The sequence below is a fragment of the Providencia sp. PROV141 genome (genome assembly GCF_028481645.1).
Classification (GTDB): Bacteria; Pseudomonadota; Gammaproteobacteria; order Enterobacterales; family Enterobacteriaceae; genus Providencia; species Providencia rettgeri.
Genome location: NZ_JAMPPR010000017.1, coordinates 135,730 through 155,994 on the forward strand (window position 1 = coordinate 135,730; position 20,265 = coordinate 155,994).

Consider the following 20,265-nt stretch of genomic DNA (forward strand, 5'->3'; position numbering starts at 1 on the left):
CGAACTATTTAGCGCACTATATGAGTCATAACGTATTAAGATACTGAACAGATAATAACTTTGTGCAAATAACATGATTTGTTTATTATTTATACTGTACGAAGTTAATTAGGTAGAACGATTCGAGCCAAATATTAAAAGGGCTTGCTAACGGGCAAGCCTATTTTGAGGAACAAAAATGATTAATAGTACTTTAGGCAATCAAGTTGATAATTCACTGGTTTCTAACGCATTTGGTTTTTTACGTTTTCCATTGAATTTTCAACCATATAGCTCAGATGCGGAATGGGTGATCACGGGTGTACCATTTGATATGGCAACCTCAGGCCGTGCAGGCAGTCGTCATGGGCCAGCCGCTATTCGCCAAGTGTCTACTAACCTTGCATGGGAAAGCCATCGTTGGCCTTGGAATTTCAAGCTAACCGAACGTTTAAATGTCGTCGATTGTGGTGATGTGGTGTTTGCTTTCGGTGATGCACAAGACATGAGTGACAAGCTGCAAGCACATACTGAAAAATTGCTTGAATCAGGTAAACGTTGCTTAACCTTTGGCGGTGACCACTTCGTCACACTGCCATTGCTGCGTGCTCATGCAAAACACTTTGGTAAAATGGCTTTAGTTCATTTTGATGCACATACCGATACTTATGGTAACGGTAGCAAGTTTGACCACGGAACCATGTTCTACCATGCGCCAAAAGAAGGGTTAATCGAACCAAATCATTCAGTGCAAATTGGTATTCGTACTGAACATGATAGCGACAATGGTTTTACTGTATTGGATGCAGGTCAGGTGAATGATCGTAGCGTGGATGATATGGTTGCGCAGATCAAAGAGATTGTCGGTGACCTACCTGTTTATCTGACTTTCGATATTGACTGCCTTGACCCTGCATTTGCACCGGGTACAGGAACCCCTGTTATTGGTGGTTTAACGTCAGATCGTGCATTGAAGCTATTGCGTGGCATACAGTCATTAAATATCGTGGGTATGGATTTAGTGGAAGTTGCCCCAGCTTATGACCAATCTGAAATCACGGCATTAGCCGCAGCATCTATCGCATTAGAGATGCTGTATATTCAAGCTGCTAAAAAATAAGTTATTTTTAATTGCATCAATAAGCCACCGATTGGTGGCTTTTTTATATCCATACTTTATATAAGTGTTTATCAATTATACTAAAAATCAACAAATCGCATTTTTTGTTTATTGAATTGAGAATGATTTTTATTAACAATAATCTTATAATTTACGTCTATATGTATTTTTCTACGGTAAAAAAACATATTAACCTTGTAAATAGTGAAATATTTTTTATAAATAATAAATATTAGGCTAAAATTATTACTTTGTAACTTATTGTTATTGTTGCTAACTTAATATTAAAGGTGAACTAGTCAATTTGGCTATTATTCAGTAGGAGAAAAGTATGGCGTTAAATAATAAAGTTATTTTAGTTACTGGTGCCGCTCAAGGTATTGGTCGTGGTATCGCATTGCGTTTAGCGAAAGAAGGCGCTGATATCGCACTGGTGGATTTGAAAAAAGACAAGCTCCAAGATGTTGCCAAAGAAATTGAAGCGTTAGGCCGTAAAGTAACAACATTTGCCGCAGATATCAGTCAACGTGACCAAGTTTTTGCTGCGGTGGCTCATGCGGAAGCTGAGTTGGGTGGTTTCGATGTGATGATTAACAACGCGGGGATTGCACAAGTTAAGCCAATCGCTGATGTTCGCCAAGAAGATATGGATTTAATCTTCAAAATCAACGTAGATGGAACCTTGTGGGGCATTCAAGCTGCTAGTGAAAAATTCCAAGAACGTAAACACAAAGGAAAAATCATTAATGCATCCTCTATTGCAGGACATGATGGTTTTGCAATGTTAGGCGTTTACTCCGCCACAAAATTTGCCGTACGCGCATTAACGCAAGCCGCGGCAAAAGAATACGCCAGTTCAGGTATAACGGTGAATGCTTATTGTCCTGGTATTGTTGGAACAGATATGTGGGTAGAAATCGACGAACGTTTTTCTGAAATCACAGGCACGCCAAAAGGTGAGACCTATAAAAAATATGTGGAAGGCATCGCATTAGGTCGAGCACAAACGCCAGATGATGTGGCAGGTTTGGTTGCATTTTTAGCGAGCGATGACTCTGACTATATTACTGGCCAATCTATTTTGACTGATGGCGGGATTGTGTATCGTTAATTCATTCATATGAATTTAGGATGCAAATAATAGCCGCGATGAATAACTCATCGCGGTTTTTGTTTATGCGGCGTATTTTTGAATATCAACTAAGATATTGTCTGCTTGAGTCCAAAGTAAAGAGCCGCCTTCTTGCGGATGTAAATGGTGGTTGCAGTTTAGTAAGCGACCGGACAAAATTTTACCAAAATCGGGTGAGTGCACGGTGCTCATATCCAATTCGCCATACCATAAGGATGTCGGGCATTGAATATCTTCAGGGGTGAATCCCCAAGGCTGTAAAGAGAGGATTAAATCCTGTACATAACCTTGATTACCTTGGGCAAAAGCGCGTCGAATACACGCAGTATAGGCATCAAGGAATTGTTCTTCATTATAAAGTTGTTGGTCAATATCTGCGCTGCAATTAAGAATAAATGCCAGCAACCACTCACCAGTGACATTCTTCAATAGCCAATCTGACAGGGCTTCAGGGGTGTTAAGGGCTTGCTCTTGCATGTTCACAACATCAGTGCGGAGTATTGCGCGAGTTGCAGGGTATTCAAATTGGTCTTGTCCAGACACAATAGACAGTGAAATAGGCTGGCAATAGTGGGCGATAGCCATGGCAAAAACAGCACCTTGAGAAAAACCAACGACAGAAAATTGGGTAATGGATTGTTCATTTAGCAGTGTTTGCACATCCATAGCAAAGCTTTTCAATGATTTTTCAGGGTGAAAAGTGGATTCACCAAGGCCCGCACGTTCAGGAACAATCAAACGAATGTTCAGTTGTTCGAGTAAATCCAAACCAAATCCTAATGAACCACTCATCCCTGCTCCTGTACAAAAAACAACAGGGAAACCTGTTTTAGGGCCTGATTCAAACCAGCAAAATTGGCGGCTATCAGGTAATTTCATCGTGTGTTGATGTGTGTTGGTCAGTGGTGCGTTATACATGGTGAATTCCTAACACAGAGCAGGTATAGATTGGGTGATAAGATAGGTCAGTTAATAATTATTAAAACTGGCATTGTTATAGTTGCAATTTTAAAGTATTAAATAGGTAAAATGCAAAATATTAGCTTAATAAATATCAATTCATTAACAATGAGAAGAGTAAAATGGCATTTTCTGAATCAGAAAAACAGATTTTATTAGCAGTTAAAGGTGTCGGGCCCACAGTGATTAGCCGTTTAGAACAAATGGGGTTTAGTTCACTCGCACAATTGAGCGAAGCTTCCTACGATGAAATTTTAATTTCTGGGGCCGCATTAACAGGCTCAAGTTGCTGGAAAAATAGCCCGCAAGCGAAAAAAGCGGTAGAAGGGGCTATTTTAGCAGCTAAACAAGCGGTTAGATTGCCATCTTAATCAGTTTGGTTTCTCGTTTTCCATTTCTTACTGCGCAAGATATTGAGAACTTGTACTGCCATGGAAAAGAACATCGCAAAGTAGATATAGCCTTTTGATACATGAATTTGAACACTTTCAAGTAGTAAGGTGAAACCAACAAGAATCAAAAATGATAAGGCTAAGATTTTTACAGAAGGGTAGCGCTCAACAAAGTCGCCAATGGGTTTGGCCGCAAGCATCATAATGAGCACAGCGATGACGACCGCAGCCATCATGATAAATAAGTGGTCTGATAGCCCCACAGCCGTGATCACGGAATCTAAACTGAAGATAATGTCTAATAAAGCAATTTGAACGATAGCGCCCCAAAATGAACTGACTTTTTTATTTGCTAGGTTACTTTCACCTTCTCCTTCAATCGTATCAAAAATTTCTTGGCTTGCTTTCCATATAAGGAAGATCCCACCTGCACATAATATGAGGTCGCGAGCGGATACCACATGATCAGCGACAGTAAAAAGTGGGGTGGTAAGGCGTGATAACCACGCAATAGAAGCCAATAATGCAAGACGCATCACCATTGCTGCAATAAGCCCAGTCCGTCTGGCACTATTTTGTTGGTGATTCGGAAGTTTGCTCACCACAATACTGAGGAAAATAATATTATCAATGCCTAGGACAATTTCTAATATGGTTAGTGTCGCGAGTGCCATCCAGGCATTGGGATCCAGTATCCACTCAAACATCTTAGTACCTTCTAATTAACGAATTAAACAGTGATAATAATTTATCGTCTGCTTTGGTACAGGCGATGGTTAGCGACTAACTTAAACTAAAATGCCGCGCTAATAAGGGCGCGGTAAAGTCTTTTTTGAGATAAAAACCACGTGGTAGCGTCATAATAGGCTGACCAAACTCACCAACCGCTTCCGTTAATGCTTTATTGTTCGCGGCTTTAGGGCGAATTTGTAATACCTGCCCATGACGTGCAGTAATACTTTCAACTTTGCCTAACACAATGAGATCCATTAACTCTTCCCAATCTTGCCGTAGCAACTGTTCTTCAAACGGAGACGGGCTCCAAATTAATGGGTTTGCGACTCTACGTTGTGAGAGCGGGATTTGCCTTTCCCCTTCAATAGGGAACCATAAAATACGGGACAGCTTGCGGCGAACATGGCTATTTTCCCATGTTAAACCACTGTTTCCCGTTAATGGTGCAACAGAAACAAAAGTGGTTTCAAGTGGAACACCATAACGGTCAATCGGAATGGTTTTTAATTCAATTCCAATATGGGCGAAATCTTGCTCTGCCTTACTTCCCGCACTCGCGCCCAAATAATATTCCAATAGCATGCCAACCCAGCCTTTATCGCGCTTGAGATCAGGAGGAATAGGGATAGCAGCGTGTTGGGCGAGCTCACCAAGCGTGTAGCCAGCAAGAGCTTGCGCTCGGCTCATTAAGGTCGCTTCGTTATCAGGTGGTTGTGGTGCAATAAATGGCGTCATGGTTTGAATAGTAATGTATAAAAAATAGCCAGTGGAAATACATATAACTCAAGAAGTATAACACTTTTTCTTTGGTATTTTTAACTATCTGATATATAGGAATATAATATTATTTATTTATCCAAATTATAAATTATTACAGAGGTTATTCAAGTTCATCCCAAGATAATCACAGGATCATGCACTAGGTTATCCACAGGATTTCTGGATAACTGTGAAAAACAGAGATTACTGTGTGTATTTACAGCCTTGACGAAACGGTTTTTATGACGCAAATCACAAAATATGAGTAAGTTAAGCACATATCTTGTGGATAAATACAACGTTGTTTGATCTTTGCTCAGTTAAAGTCCTAAGCATTTTAGTTAAAAAAGTAGTCAGTGGATAAAAGGCTATTTTGTTATTTACATGTTTGATTTATCAGTGATTATTCAATTGTGCTTTTTTTTGATAAAAAAACGGCTTGGGGATATACCCTGATTACCATGAGGTTGTTCACATGGATATCCACAGAAAAAGTGAATAACATCCTTATTATTCATTTCATCTGTTTATAACTATCAATATTTTTCTAGGTTATCCTCAGACGGTTTAAACCACGCAGATTTAAAATCAAACCAGCCAAAGGTATTCATTCGTACGCCGCGCATGGTTTTTTGGCCTTGCAATTCAAGCCAATGATGAAAAACAGGGTGAAAAATTTGCGAGTCAACTAAGCTTTCACACCAAGCTTCGACATCTAATTGGTTATTACGCCATAGATTGAGTTCATTGCCGAGAGTGCTATTAAGGCATTGTCGTAGCAATGGCATTTCGTACAAGGTCGCAAAGATGGAAAACTCGAGAGGTTTAAAAAAGTTAGCGGTTGCTAGCCAAATATCACTTTCTCCATTGCCATTAAACCAATCATCGTAATCAATGATATTGATCTTAAGTTCCACCCCTTGCATCTGTAAAACCCGTTTCATAATTTGGCTAATTGCGTAGAACTCATGGTGGTTGCGATAAAAAGTGACAGTAAGCTCCGTTAAATCTTCAGGTTTGGGGAACAAGGTTAGCATTTTACTGTGATGCCAATGGAGTAACAGGCCATAAGCTGGCGCCCAATGGCGCTGATAAAAAGGTTCGCAATGTGCAAGCAGGTTGACAGGGGTTAAAAAGCTACATAACCACTTACGAACATCTTCACGCTGAGCTATCGGTGAACGCTGATCCATTAACAGGAAATAACAGCCTTCTTCCATACGACTTTCGAGCGAGCCATTATGGTGCTTATCACCATCCATTTTTAATGTTGTACAGACCATTTGCTCAGAGAGTTCAGGAACCACCCAAATGGTCACTTCATCGAGTAGCGCACGATAGCCAAAATAGCGGTCGAAAGCCGTAATGGTCAGCTTTTGTGGCAAGTTTTTTTCTACTTGATAAGGGCCAGTACCGATTGGACAACGGCTAAAGTTTTCGAGGTTCTCCCACTCTTTCGGTAAAATGGCGGCATGGTGGCTACCTAATAACCAAGGTAGTTGTTTATCAGGCTCACTTAACGTGATATCAATGACATAAGGTTGCGGTGAGCTAACGGATTGAATATGTGAGAATAGCGGCCAACAGGTTTTTAAGCGTAAAAGGGAATAAATAATATCGTCGGTAACCATTTCTCGCCCATGATGGAAATAAATAGCGGGGCGTAAATAAAAACGCCATTGGGTATCGCTGGTGGATTGCCAATGGTGGGCAAGACCATCTTCCACTTCCCCTTTTTCCTCATTTATATGGGTAAGGCCATTAAATATTTGGCTCATCAAGTGAATTTCTGAGCGGCGCATTGGTGCGCCAGGAAGCAGTGTCGGGAAATCTCGATAATAAATAATCCGTAATAAATTTTTACCTTGTCGATAGCTGCGCTCCAGCTCAGATAATACCATTTGGCGAATGGTTTCTTTGTCACCAACCAGTGCGACAAGTTTTTCAATACTTTCTTCTTTGAGTAATTGTTCAGCCTGTGCCTGCTGTAGCTCTAAGCCATTAACATGAAAAATAAGGGTAGAACGCTTTCCTCGACCAGACTCCGCTTGCCAGCTAAGCCAACCTTGTGACTGCATATTGTTAAGCAGTGTACGGACATGACGACGAGAGCAAAACAGCGTGTCTGCGATATCTTGCAGCGTAGTTTCACTGTCTTGGCCCTGAAAATGTTGCCAGAGACGAATGAATTGGGTTTGTAATCGCGAATTAGACATAAAAGAGGAACTCCGGCAAAAAATACATCAATTTTAATTTCCTAAATTCTCACGATAATAGAAGGTAGTAAGTAGCTCGTTTGGTCTGCAGTTGCCGACCAACTCCCCCATTTAGAGTAATGGTGTATTATCACCGAGCCGGTTTTTACCGGCTTTTTTTTATTTTTTCGTCATATTTCTCGTTATAGCTGTGTTAGCTTCGTTCAGCTACCCTAGTCACATACTTATGTATGCTCCTAGGCGTATCCTCACTTGCCGCCTTGCTATAACGCGAACTATTTAGAAAAAATCGTTAAGTAAAAGTAAAAGTAAAAGTAAAAGTAAAAGTAAAAGTAAAAGTAAAAGTAAAAGTAAATTTTGTGATGGGCAAAATATTTAGGTTAATTATACAGGAAGATATTAACGGGGAAGTGATTTTGGATTGTAAATTTTTAATGATGGATGAATTCCGCATTTTTGGTGCGAAGTAGGCGGTTTAGTTGGATAATTAGAGCTAAAAGAGGAACTACGCCCACCAAAGTAGGCGTAGAAAAGGATTTACTGCATAAAGGATGGAATCTTGCTTTCAAAATCGGTGATCTGGTCGACATGTTGCAACGTCAAACCAATACTATCCAAGCCATTCATCATGCAGTGGCGACGGAAGCTATCAATTTCAAAATGATAGGTTTTATCACCCGCAGTCACTGTTTGAGCTTCTAAGTCTACCGTAAATTGGCAACCTTCATGGCCATTAACATAGTTAAACAGTTCATCGACTTCGGTTTCACTTAATTTAATTGGTAATAATTGGTTGTTGAACGAGTTACCATAAAAAATATCAGCAAAACTTGGGGCAATAACCACTTGAATACCAAAGTCAGTTAATGCCCATGGTGCGTGCTCACGGGATGAGCCGCAACCAAAGTTTTCGCGAGCCAATAAAATACTTGCCCCTTTGAAAACTGGCTTATTTAAGACGAAATCAGGGTTCGGTTGTTGCCCGTTCTCATCTAAAAAACGCCAGTCATTAAACAAGTGTTGGCCAAAACCAGTGCGAGTCACTTTTTGCAAAAATTGTTTAGGGATAATGGCATCAGTATCTACATTGGCTGCATCTAAAGGAGCGACAATCCCGACGTGTGTAATAAACTTTTCCATCATTTTCTCCTTAGATTTGAATATCACGTACATCAGCAAAATGGCCATTAATCGCAGCTGCGGCTGCCATTGCTGGGCTAACTAAGTGAGTACGGCCTGCACGACCTTGGCGACCTTCAAAGTTACGGTTACTGGTTGATGCGCAGCGTTCGCCAGGGTTTAAACGGTCGTTATTCATTGCTAAGCACATAGAGCATCCTGGCAAACGCCATTCAAAGCCCGCTTCAATGAAAATTTTATCTAAACCTTCTTGTTCCGCTTGGGCTTTAACTGGGCCTGATCCCGGAACAACAATGGCTTGCACGCCATTAGCCACTTTTTTACCTTTGGCAATTGCAGCTGCTGCACGTAAATCTTCAATACGCGAATTAGTGCATGAACCAATAAATACTTTATCAATTTTTACATCAGATAATTTAATACCGGACTCTAACCCCATGTAAGCTAATGCTTTCTCAGCAGAAGCTCGCTCAACAGGGTCCGCAAATGACTCTGGGGCAGGTATCGGTTGGTTGATGGCAATTACTTGCCCCGGGTTAGTTCCCCATGTGACTTGTGGTGCGATGCTACTTGCTTGAATAGTAATGACTTTATCAAATTGTGCATCATCATCAGTTTTTAATGTTTTCCAATACGCAACCGCGTCGTCCCATTGTTGGCCTTTAGGTGCAAATTGGCGACCTTTCATATAGGCAAAGGTGGTTTCATCGGGGGCGATAATCCCCGCTTTCGCACCTAATTCAATAGCCATGTTGCATACCGTCATACGGCCTTCCATGCTCAAGTTTTCGATGGCCTCACCGCAAAACTCAACAATATAGCCAGTACCGCCTGCGCTGCCAGTTGTACCGATAATCGCTAAAACGATATCTTTTGCGGTAATGCCAGCTGGTGCTTTGCCGACGACTTCAATTTTCATTGTTTTAGCGCGTGCTTGTTTCAGTGTTTGAGTCGCCATCACGTGCTCAACTTCTGACGTGCCGATACCAAAGGCCAATGAGCCAAATGCACCGTGTGTTGCGGTGTGGGAGTCTCCACACACAATAGTCATCCCCGGCAAAGTAATACCTTGCTCAGGCCCCATCACATGGACAATACCTTGGTATGGGTGGTTCAAATCATATAAAGTTACGCCAAACTCTTCACAGTTCTTCATTAACTCTTGCATTTGAATGCGAGCCATATCGCCACAAGCATTAATATCTTTGGTTTGCGTAGATACGTTATGATCCATGGTGGCAAATGTTTTACTTGGTTGATGCAACGGGCGATTTTTAGTTCTCAAACCGTCAAACGCTTGAGGTGATGTCACTTCGTGTACCAAATGGCGATCGATATAAATCAAAGGGATTTCATTTTCGACCTCACGGACAACGTGGGCATCATACAATTTTTGATATAAAGTCTTGGCCATGTTAAACCCCTTCTGCAATATAACGAGCAATAATATCGCCCATTTCACTGGTACTTATTGATTGACCTGCACCTGCTAAGTCTGATGTTCTATAACCTTCTTCTAAGGCTTTATTGACTGCACGCTCGATGGCATCTGCCGCATCAGTTTGGTCTAAGCTAAATCTTAACAGCATGGAAGCAGATAAAATTTGTGCAATTGGGTTGGCAATATTTTTTCCAGCAATATCTGGTGCAGAGCCGCCCGCAGGTTCATACAAACCAAATCCAGCTTCATTTAAACTCGCAGAAGGTAACATGCCCATAGAACCGGTGATCATCGCACATTCATCAGAAATGATATCGCCGAACAAGTTAGAACATAACACCACATCAAATTGAGATGGGGCTTTGATCATTTGCATTGCTGCGTTATCGATATACATATGGCTGACTTCAACATCTGGGTATTCTTGAGCGATTTGATTGACCACTTCACGCCATAATACTGAGCTTTGCAACACGTTTGCCTTGTCGATTGATGTGACTTTGTTATTACGTTTGCGAGCCGATTCAAAAGCAATGCGTGCGATACGCTCGATTTCATAGCGGTGATAAACTTCAGTATCAAATGCATATTCTTCTTGCCCTTCACCTTTGCGGCCTTTCGGTTGACCGAAGTAAATCCCACCGGTTAATTCACGGACACAAAGAATATCGAAACCTTGAGCTGCGATGTCTGCGCGTAATGGGCAAAATGCTTCTAATGCTTGATATAAGCGAGCAGGGCGTAAATTACTGAATAATTTAAAATGCTTACGTAAAGGTAATAATGCACCGCGTTCAGGCTGGCTATCGGGTGGCAAGTGTTCCCATTTAGGCCCACCGACAGAGCCAAATAATACCGCATCAGCGTCCTCACAACCTGTTACTGTAGCCTGCGGTAACGGTTCACCGTGTTTGTCGATTGCCGCGCCGCCAACATCATATTCAGTGGTGTTAATTGTTATTGCAAAACGTTTGCTGATAGCGGCTAAAACCTTGTGAGCTTGCGCCATCACTTCTGGACCGATGCCATCTCCCGGTAATACGGCAATTTTATAACTAGACATTGTTAAACAGCTTCCTTTGTGTTTGATTGTGATTCTTGATTTATTTTTTGTTTTTCTTTTTCAACTTGCTCAGAGCGCCAAATGCTATTTAACACATGCACCATGGCTTTCGCTGAAGATTCGACGATATCTGTCGCTAACCCCATCCCGTGGAACTTACGGTTATGGCATTCAACCACGATATCCACTTGGCCTAACGCATTTTCACCATGGCCCTTAGCAGATAATTGGTACGAGACTAATTTCATAGGGAATTGTGTAATGTTGCTGATGGCTTGGTAGATGGCATCAACGGGGCCATTACCGGTTGCCGCTTCAGATTTCACTTCATCGCCACACTGCATTTTGACTGTTGCTGTTGCAACAATACTAGAGCCTGATTGTGTACTGAAATAGTCCATCACGAAGTGGTCAGTTTCATCTTGTTGTTTCGTAAAGAAAGCTAAGGCTTCTAAGTCATAGTCAAAGACTTGACCTTTTTTGTCAGCTAAATTCAAAAATGCAGTATACAATTCATCCAATTTGAAGTCTTTACCTTCGTGATACCCCATTTCCTCCATACGGTGTTTAACAGCGGCACGGCCTGAGCGTGAGGTTAAATTTAATTGTTGTTCTTTTAAGCCGATAGACTCGGGCGTCATGATTTCGTAGGTTTCACGATTTTTCAACACACCGTCTTGGTGAATACCTGATGAGTGAGCAAATGCGTTACTGCCTACAACTGCTTTATTGGCTGGGATTGGTGTATTACATAATTGGCTAACTAATTGGCTGGTACGGTAAATTTCTTTGTGATTAATATTGGTATGCACATTCAACATTTGTTCGCGCAATTTAATGGCCATAATCACTTCTTCTAATGCCGTGTTGCCAGCGCGTTCGCCTAAGCCATTGATGGTACCTTCAACTTGGCGGGCACCGGCTTGTACAGCACTGATTGAGTTAGCAACGGACATCCCTAAATCATCATGGCAATGCACAGAAATAACAGCTTTATCGATATTTGGTACACGGTTATACAAATCAGTGATAATTCCGCCAAACTGGTAAGGAGTTGTGTAACCTACAGTATCTGGGATATTGATTGTTGTTGCCCCTGCATTAATAGCCGTTTCTACGATACGACATAAATTATCAGGATCAGTACGGCCCGCATCTTCACAGGAGAATTCAACGTCATCGGTATAGCGTCTTGCGCGCTTGATGGAATTAATTGCCATATCCATTACGCCATCAAAGGATTTATTTAATTTCTTCTCCATATGCAAATTGGAGGTGGCTAAGAAAATATGGATACGGAAGGCTTCGGCAACCTTTAATGACTCAGCTGCAACATCAATGTCATTTTCAATACAACGTGCTAATGCACAAATTCGGCTGTTTTTTATTTCTCTCGCGATGGTTTGCACAGATTCGAAATCACCCGGTGAAGAGACTGGGAAACCCGCTTCAATAATATCAACCCCTAAACGCTCTAATGCGAAGGCAATTTGTAATTTTTCTTTGACGGACAAACTTGCCTGTAATGCCTGCTCACCGTCGCGTAAGGTGGTATCGAAGATAATGACTTGGTTGCTCATATTGTGTTCCTCATATCGAATTTTGTTTTTTGCTTAGAGTTATGTTCTTCCAAAGCCGCAGGCATAAAAAAACCCGCGGGTTGCGCGGGTTTTTAATGTTTGTGGACAGTTTGTTTCTATTTTTCGTCCATAAGCATACCGCGCAAATTTAATGCGAGTAGTAGTAGGCTTAGTAGGCGAATAGAAAATGTCATTTCAACTGTCTCTCTTGAGTATCTTAATCAAACTGTATTTATTGATACGTTATCTTAAAGTTAATGTCAATCATAGATTTTTAGCCTATTTTTACCAATCATGAATTATGGCTTTTAGCTGGTGGTTGTTGCTGTTTTTTTTGTGTATCCCTTCTGTTTTATCTGGATTTTTACGTTGTTATAAGGGTAAAATTCTTTCGCTATGCTCATTTAAATGCTTTTTTGTTTAAAGTTATTGATTTTTATATGATTTTTATTTTTTTTGGTATGAAGTAAGACCTAATGCAGGGAATGAATCATCTTCGCCAATACTTTTTAATTAAGTTAATTATCTAATAAATGAGTATTTAAAAAATAATCTGATAATGAGAATATTTATTGATTCTACATACGATTTATTATGATTTCTTGCAAAAATTGCTTTATTATTTTTACGGTGAGTGATTGCAAGGCTAATAAGTGGTTATCATTCATTATGTTGATGAATATTTACGTTTTATAATGATATTTATACTGCAAGTTTAATTAATAGGTAAAGTAATATAAACGTCGTTTTAATAAATGCAGGGAAAGCGAAATGACTTATTATCTATAAGTTGTTTTAAGAATAATATTTAATGAATTTATATATTCGTCGGTTTTTTAAGATGAATGACTCTTTTCGTTAATGAAAAATGATAAATATATTAGTGGAGTAAAAAATGACTGATTTTGATACAATTTCAACAGCTAAAAAAGACAGTAGCGATATTCATTTACGTAATGTTGATCTCAACCTATTAACGGTTTTTGACGTGGTTATGCAGATGCAAAACGTGACAAAAGCAGCGCAAGTTCTAGGGATGTCTCAACCTGCGGTGAGTAACGCAGTATCACGTTTAAAATCAATGTTTAATGATGAGTTGTTTGTCCGGTATGGGCGTGGTATTCAGCCGACATCTCGTGCTAAGCAACTGTTCGGGCCTATTAGGCAAGCATTACAATTAGTTCATAATGAATTACCTAGCGCAGGTTTCAATCCACAAACTAGTGATAGAATATTTAATTTATCTATTTGTTCACCGTTAGATATTCGTCTAGCTGCTATTATTGTCGAAAAATTTAAGGTAGTTTCGCCTAATATTAATATAGTCATTCATTCTTTTATGGATAATAAAATTGCTCATCAATTAAAATACCAAGAAATGGATTTTTTCCTTGGCTATAATCAATTAGAAAAGACAGAATTTCAACATCAGGTTTTATTCGATGATGAATTGGTATTAGTGGCGAGTAATCATCACCCACGTATTGGTAATTCAATTTCTGAAGTTGAACTAAATAATGAACGTCATGCGATTATGTCAATGGATAACATGGGGTCATTTAGTAAACCTTATTATCATAATACTGAGTTATCGCATACGATTAGCTATCAAGGTACTGACTTAAATAGTGTCCTGAGTATTGTTGCTCAAACGGATCTCGTCGCTATTGTGCCAAAATGGCTAGTAAGTCATTACTTTGGGCAACTAAAATTACGGACATTAACGTTGCCGTGGCTTCGAGATACACTGCCTTGCTATTTAACTTGGCATGAATCAACGGTTAGGGATAAAGGCCATCAATGGATGAAATCTCAATTTAGCCAGTTGATTGAGGAACTCTCTGAACAGGCTGTTGCTGCATAGTACTCCTATTTAAAAATTGCTAGAGGTTGTTGGCAAGCTCAGACATTGTGAGTAAGAAATAACGTATATTGTTAAGGGGGAATAACAAATGAAATTATCCCTTAAAGCCAACAACCTCTATATTTCTATAGACGTACTTATAACAAAATAGATACGCCAACAAGGTAATTAACTCACTATCGTGAGCGTTATGATGAGTTTTGTAGCAGACATAACATTTGCACAAAATTTACATATAAATGCTTTTCACGCATCTCTTTAGTCGATACACTGCGAATATTCAGCTAACACTTGTAAGCTGAAATAATAAGAAATAAAAAATAGTTAAGTGCTTGTGAATGTACCGAGTAACTTATATCGATAATGACCTATAGGGAATACACTTTGATTACTGAAAATCTATATCCATACCACTTGGTTAATCGCTTACGTAGCAGGGTTACTGCGCACGAATCGGCGAGCCGGATAGCTTTCAGTCAATGGGATAACGGGCAACAAAGCTCATTAACTTGGAGGGAGGTAGGCGATCACACATCAGCGATTTCTCGTCGTCTCTTAGCATTAAACGTTATCACACAAGAAAATATTGGGTTATTTGCCCATAACAGTATGAATTGGTCATTGGTTGACTTTGCCGCGTTACAAATTAGGGCTGTCACAGTGCCACTTTATGCAACTAGCAGTGTTGAGCAAGCGGCATATATTATTAATGATGCTAATATTAAAGTGTTGTTTGTTGGGGAAGATATGCAATATCAAGTTGCATGCCAATTACCAGCTCTTTGCCCTCAATTAACGACGATTATCGTGATGAATGACAATGTTGAGTTGGCTGATCTTTCAATCGACACCCTGCATTTATCCACATTTATGGCGCAAGCACAATCCGCATACCAAACGGAACTTGATGAGCGCATCGCTGCACATAATCTCGGTGATTTATTTACCATCATTTATACATCAGGCACTACTGGAGAGCCCAAAGGCGTTATGTTGGATTATTACAACATGGCTGCCCAACTGTATCTCCATGACGAACGATTACAACTAACCGCTGATGATGTTTCTTTAAGTTTTTTACCTCTTTCACATGTTTTTGAACGAGCGTGGAGCTTTTACGTTATGCACGTTGGGGCGTTAAACGTTTATTTAACAGACACCAATCAAGTTCGGGAAGCATTAGCTGAGGTAAAACCGACCGTGATGTGTGCGGTTCCCCGTTTTTATGAAAAAGTTTATTCAGCAATACACAGTAAAGTGGCAAAAGCGCCTCTTATTCGTAGGGCGCTATTTCGCTGTGCAATATCCCTTGGCAAGCGCCGTGTGAAAGCCTTAGCAAAAGGCCATAAACCCTCTTTAGTTAACCGCGCAATTTTTCCGATGGTTGATAAACTGGTTCTCAGTAAAATTCGCGAAGGGCTAGGGGGGCGAATTCGTTTCATGCCAGCCGCTGGCGCCCGTCTTGATGACGATGTGATTGCATTTTTCCTTTCAGCAGGGGTAAATATTAAATATGGCTATGGCATGTCAGAAACCTGCGCCACGGTATCTTGCTGGGAAGAGGGTAAATACCCATTAGGTTCGATAGGTACACCACTATCTTCTGTTTCAGTGCGTATTGGTAAAGACGATGAAATACAAGTAAAAGGGCCAGTGGTCATGAAAGGCTATTTCAATCGACCCATTGAAACCTTGGATACATTTACATCAGATGGCTGGCTAAAAACGGGTGATGCAGGAAAAATTGACGAACAAGGCAATTTATATATTACGGATAGGCTAAAAGATTTAATGAAAACGTCTAACGGAAAATATATTGCACCACAGATGATTGAAGGCGTATTAGGGCAAGACAAGTTTATTGAACACATTGCAGTCATTGCGGATGCGCGTAAGTTTGTTTCAGCGCTGATCGTGCCTTGTTATGACAGCTTAGAAGAATATGCCCATTCTATAAATCTGAAATATCGAGATCGTTTAGAACTCTTAAAAGACTCAAATATTGTGGCCTTATTTGAAAGTCGTTTAAAAGAACTGCAAAAAAATATCGATAATTTCCATCAAGTTAAGCGTTTTATATTGTTACCTACCACATTTTCAATGGAAAAAGGTGAATTAACGCCGACTTTGAAACTGCGTCGTAAAATTATTTCTGAGCGCTATCAATTAGAAATTGAATCGATGTACAAAGAATAATTTACCATCTAATTATCTGACTTACCTGTATTATGGGTAGGTCAGGTCTTGTTTTTGTTCTATTCATATTTATTTATTCAGATTATCACTTAATATTAAAATCAGAATGTTTCCAACTAATTAAAGTTGCACTGTTTTTTCATTCATAGCAGTCATTCTTTCTTCCATTATTTTTATACGCAGTCAATTTATCTATCAAATACCCATGTTCAAGATGATGTGAAAGTTTCGTGATCCTTGCACTGAAATGGTGTTTGCTTCGTTTCAGCCAGAGCGATATGTTAATAGCACGAATTTCACAATTTTAATGATAAAAATAAAGAGGTAGTTCATACCTCTTCACTTGCAAATAATGTCTGGGGGCAAACTCATGGAGATGTTGTCGGGAGCAGAAATGGTCGTCAAATCGTTGATTGACCAAGGAGTAAAGCACGTGTTTGGTTATCCAGGCGGTGCGGTATTAGATATTTATGATGCACTTCATACAGTTGGTGGGGTAGAACATATTTTAGTGCGCCATGAACAAGCCGCCGTTCATATGGCTGATGGTTATGCACGCTCAACAGGGGATGTTGGGGTTGTTTTAGTGACATCTGGCCCTGGGGCAACAAATGCTATTACGGGTATTGCGACGGCTTATATGGACTCTGTACCAATGGTGGTGCTATCAGGGCAGGTTGCAAGCTCACTCATTGGTAACGATGCGTTTCAAGAGTGCGATATGGTTGGAATTTCAAGGCCAATAGTTAAGCACAGCTTTTTAATTAAAAGCGCAGAAGAAATTCCTGAAACCATCAAGAAAGCGTTTTATATTGCAGCGAGTGGTCGTCCTGGACCTGTAGTGATTGATTTTCCTAAGGACACCGTTAACCCAGCTTTGAAGTTTGCTTACCGCTATCCAGAGAGCGTTTCTCTGCGGTCTTATAACCCGACATTGCAAGGGCACAAAGGCCAAATCAAAAAAGCATTAACTAAATTGGTTTCAGCCAAAAAACCAGTTTTCTATATTGGCGGAGGGGCGATTAACGCGAATTGCTCTGCTGAACTTATAGAGTTGGCAGAAAAACTGCAGTTACCCGTAGTATCAACCTTAATGGGATTAGGGGCTTTCCCCGAAACGCACAAGCAATCCGTGGGAATGCTTGGGATGCATGGAACCTACGAAGCCAATAAGGTAATGCATAACTCAGATGTGATTTTTGCCGTTGGTGTGCGTTTTGATGATAGAACAACCAACAATTTAGAAAAATATTGCCCAAATGCCACAGTCATTCAAATCGATGTTGACCCAACGTCTATCTCAAAAACGGTGAATGCGGATATCCCAATTGTTGGTGATGCAAAACTCACATTAAAACAAATGTTAGGTCAGTTAGACCAAGCTTCAGCAAAACAAGACAACCAAGCACTCACTGATTGGTGGAAAGACATCGAACAGTGGCGCAGTAAGCATTGTTTACATTATGAAGCGAGCCAAACAAAAGTTAAGCCTCAACAAGCCATTGAAATGATATATCGTTTAACGAAAGGTGAAGCGTATGTAACGTCTGACGTTGGACAGCACCAAATGTTCGCCGCATTGTATTATCCCTTTGATAAACCTCGCCATTGGATAAACTCAGGGGGGCTTGGCACGATGGGCTTTGGTTTACCTGCTGCACTAGGGGTGAAATTAGCGCATCCAAAATCGACCGTTGTTTGTGTGACAGGGGATGGCAGCATCCAGATGAACATTCAAGAGCTTTCAACCGCTCTGCAATATGGCTTACCGGTTTTAGTGCTCAACTTAAATAATGGTTTCTTAGGCATGGTAAAACAGTGGCAGGATATGATTTATCAAGGCCGTCACTCACAATCTTACATGCAATCATTGCCTGATTTCATCAAGTTAGCACAAGCGTATGGCCACGTTGGTATTTCGATAGCAACACCTGATGAGCTAGAAGAAAAACTAAAACAAGCCCTTGTTGAAGTGAATGAAAATCAGCGATTAGTCTTCGTTGATGTCAATATTGATGAAACTGAGCACGTTTATCCAATGCAGATCCGTGGTGGTGCAATGGATGAAATGTGGTTGAGCAAAACAGAGAGGACCTGATCATGCGTCGTATTTTATCCGTTTTATTAGAAAATGAATCAGGTGCTTTGTCCCGTGTCATAGGTTTGTTCTCTCAGCGTGGTTATAATATTGAAAGTTTGACCGTTGCACCAACAGATGACCCAACCTTGTCACGTATGACTATCCAAACTAAAGGGGATGCAAAGGTTCTTGAGCAAATTGAAAAACAATTGCATAAACTGGTTGATGTGTTGCGCGTCAGCGAGCTGACGGCGTCAGCACATATTGAACGTGAAATCATGTTAGTGAAGCTACAAGCCTCTGGATATGGGCGTGATGAAGTGAAGCGCTGCGCAGATATTTTCCGTGGGCAAATTGTTGATGTCACCCCAACGCTTTATACCGTTCAGCTAGCGGGAACAAGCGAAAAACTGGACGCTTTCATCGAATCAGTGCGTGGTGTTGCTGAAATTGTTGAAGTTGTACGCTCAGGGATCGTCGGTGTTTCGCGCGGTGATAAAATTATGCGATGAAAAATTTATCTTCCGAAGGTAGAATAATCGCGTTTAAGGCCCCGAATGACTCGGGGCTATTCCCAAAATTGTAAAGAGGTTAACGTGAAACTGGATGAGATAGCCCGTCTAGCGGGTGTTTCCCGCACAACGGCTAGTTATGTGATCAACGGCAAGGCCAAGCAGTATCGAGTCAGCGATAAAACTGTAGAAAAAGTGATGGCAGTCGTCAGAGAGCACAATTACCATCCAAATGCAGTTGCTGCGGGGTTACGAGCAGGGCGTACCCGTTCTATTGGGTTAGTGATCCCTGACTTGGAAAATACGAGCTATACCCGTATAGCAAATTACCTTGAAAGGCAGGCGCGTCAGCGTGGTTATCAATTGTTGATAGCATGCTCAGAAGACCAACCCGACAATGAAATTCGTTGTGTTGAACACCTTTTACAACGACAAGTTGATGCCATAATTGTTTCGACAGCATTACCGCCAGAACACCCGTTCTATCAGCGTTGGGCGAATCGTTCTTTACCGATTATCGCACTGGATAGAGCCCTTGAAAAAGAACACTTTATTAGTGTTGTTGGTGATGACCAAGAAGATGCTTTCATGATTTCAGCAGAATTACGCAAATTTAAAGCTGAATCGGTATTGTATTTGGGGGCGTTACCTGAGTTATCAGTCAGTTATCTACGCGAGCAAGGTTTCCGTAAAGCCTGGCATGAAGACCCGCGCAAGATTGATTACCTATATGCAAATAGCTATGAACGCGATTCAGCCGCAGAGGTTTTTGCTCATTGGCTTGATAGTGGTAACAAGATGCCAGACGCACTATTTACAACATCATTCTCCTTACTACAAGGCGTGCTAGATGTCGCATTGAAGCGCAGTGGTCGTTTACCTGAGCATATGGTTATTGCCACATTTGGTGATAATGAATTATTAGACTTCCTTGAATGCCCAGTGCTTTCTCTGGCACAACGCCATAGAGACATCGCTGAACGCATCTTAGAATTGGTACTTGCCAGCCTTGATGAAAAGCAAAAACCAGAACCGGGTATTACACGTATTCGTCGTGATTTATGTCGCCGTGGAAGTTTAGGTCGTAAGCAGTAAT

At 40.6% G+C, this 20,265-nt stretch carries 16 protein-coding genes; 8 read left to right on the forward strand and 8 right to left on the reverse strand.

The annotated features are described in order from the left end of the window. The first annotated feature begins 178 nt into the window (after positions 1-178). On the forward strand, positions 179-1,099 hold the full coding sequence (gene speB, locus PSF09_RS11715) for an agmatinase (protein ID WP_272665799.1): 921 nt from the start codon (positions 179-181) through the stop codon (positions 1,097-1,099). Positions 1,100-1,430: 331 nt separating this feature from the next. Further along, positions 1,431-2,210 (forward strand): acetoin reductase, encoded by a 780-nt coding sequence (locus PSF09_RS11720; RefSeq protein WP_210838729.1) that lies wholly within the window; start codon positions 1,431-1,433, stop codon positions 2,208-2,210. Positions 2,211-2,273: 63 nt separating this feature from the next. Here the strand turns inward: PSF09_RS11720 and PSF09_RS11725 are convergent, their stop codons facing one another. Continuing rightward, positions 2,274-3,149 (reverse strand): alpha/beta fold hydrolase, encoded by an 876-nt coding sequence (locus PSF09_RS11725; protein WP_210838727.1) that lies wholly within the window; start codon positions 3,147-3,149, stop codon positions 2,274-2,276. Between the two features lie 164 nt (positions 3,150-3,313). On the opposite strand from PSF09_RS11725, the gene PSF09_RS11730 reads away from it, so the two are divergent. Continuing rightward, on the forward strand, positions 3,314-3,562 hold the full coding sequence (locus PSF09_RS11730; RefSeq protein ID WP_210838725.1) for a helix-hairpin-helix domain-containing protein: 249 nt from the start codon (positions 3,314-3,316) through the stop codon (positions 3,560-3,562). Here the strand turns inward: PSF09_RS11730 and PSF09_RS11735 are convergent. The 7 genes from PSF09_RS11735 to leuA all read right to left on the reverse strand — a co-directional run bounded on the left by PSF09_RS11735 (position 3,559) and on the right by leuA (position 12,517). Next, positions 3,559-4,290, reverse strand: a complete 732-nt coding sequence (locus PSF09_RS11735) for a TerC family protein (protein WP_272683933.1) — start codon at positions 4,288-4,290, stop codon at positions 3,559-3,561. The two genes, PSF09_RS11730 and PSF09_RS11735, sit on opposite strands and share 4 nt — an antisense overlap. A 76-nt stretch (positions 4,291-4,366) precedes the next feature. Continuing rightward, complete coding sequence (gene mutH / locus PSF09_RS11740) at positions 4,367-5,053, reverse strand: DNA mismatch repair endonuclease MutH (RefSeq protein ID WP_272683934.1); 687 nt, start codon at positions 5,051-5,053, stop codon at positions 4,367-4,369. Between the two features lie 560 nt (positions 5,054-5,613). Continuing rightward, entirely contained in the window at positions 5,614-7,293 is a 1,680-nt protein-coding gene (gene sgrR / locus PSF09_RS11745; protein WP_210838721.1) for an HTH-type transcriptional regulator SgrR, read from the reverse strand. A 537-nt stretch (positions 7,294-7,830) separates the two neighbouring features. Next, complete coding sequence (leuD, locus tag PSF09_RS11750; protein WP_117162798.1) at positions 7,831-8,436, reverse strand: 3-isopropylmalate dehydratase small subunit; 606 nt, start codon at positions 8,434-8,436, stop codon at positions 7,831-7,833. Positions 8,437-8,443: 7 nt separating this feature from the next. Continuing rightward, positions 8,444-9,847 carry a 3-isopropylmalate dehydratase large subunit gene (leuC, locus tag PSF09_RS11755; RefSeq protein ID WP_272665805.1) on the reverse strand — a complete coding sequence of 468 codons (1,404 nt, stop codon included), beginning with the start codon at positions 9,845-9,847 and terminating at the stop codon, positions 8,444-8,446. 1 nt (position 9,848) lies between these two features. Continuing rightward, complete coding sequence (gene leuB, locus PSF09_RS11760; protein WP_272665807.1) at positions 9,849-10,937, reverse strand: 3-isopropylmalate dehydrogenase; 1,089 nt, start codon at positions 10,935-10,937, stop codon at positions 9,849-9,851. Between the two features lie 2 nt (positions 10,938-10,939). Continuing rightward, the gene (gene leuA, locus PSF09_RS11765) at positions 10,940-12,517 is read right to left on the reverse strand and encodes a 2-isopropylmalate synthase (RefSeq protein WP_004262054.1); all 1,578 of its coding nucleotides are present in this window, start codon (positions 12,515-12,517) and stop codon (positions 10,940-10,942) included. Positions 12,518-13,412: 895 nt separating this feature from the next. On the opposite strand from leuA, the gene leuO reads away from it, so the two are divergent. The 5 genes from leuO (at position 13,413) to cra (ending at position 20,264) form a co-directional block, all read left to right on the forward strand. Then, entirely contained in the window at positions 13,413-14,381 is a 969-nt protein-coding gene (leuO, locus tag PSF09_RS11770; RefSeq protein WP_210837415.1) for a transcriptional regulator LeuO, read from the forward strand. 363 nt (positions 14,382-14,744) lie between these two features. Next, positions 14,745-16,577: an AMP-dependent synthetase/ligase gene (locus PSF09_RS11775; protein ID WP_272683935.1), complete on the forward strand. Its 1,833-nt coding sequence runs from the start codon at positions 14,745-14,747 to the stop codon at positions 16,575-16,577. Positions 16,578-16,947: 370 nt separating this feature from the next. After that, entirely contained in the window at positions 16,948-18,675 is a 1,728-nt protein-coding gene (gene ilvI, locus PSF09_RS11780; RefSeq protein ID WP_272665809.1) for an acetolactate synthase 3 large subunit, read from the forward strand. A 2-nt stretch (positions 18,676-18,677) separates the two neighbouring features. Beyond that, positions 18,678-19,169: an acetolactate synthase small subunit gene (gene ilvN / locus PSF09_RS11785; protein WP_004262045.1), complete on the forward strand. Its 492-nt coding sequence runs from the start codon at positions 18,678-18,680 to the stop codon at positions 19,167-19,169. 84 nt (positions 19,170-19,253) lie between these two features. Then, on the forward strand, positions 19,254-20,264 hold the full coding sequence (cra, locus tag PSF09_RS11790) for a catabolite repressor/activator (RefSeq protein WP_004913203.1): 1,011 nt from the start codon (positions 19,254-19,256) through the stop codon (positions 20,262-20,264). The last annotated feature ends 1 nt before the right edge of the window (position 20,265 follow it).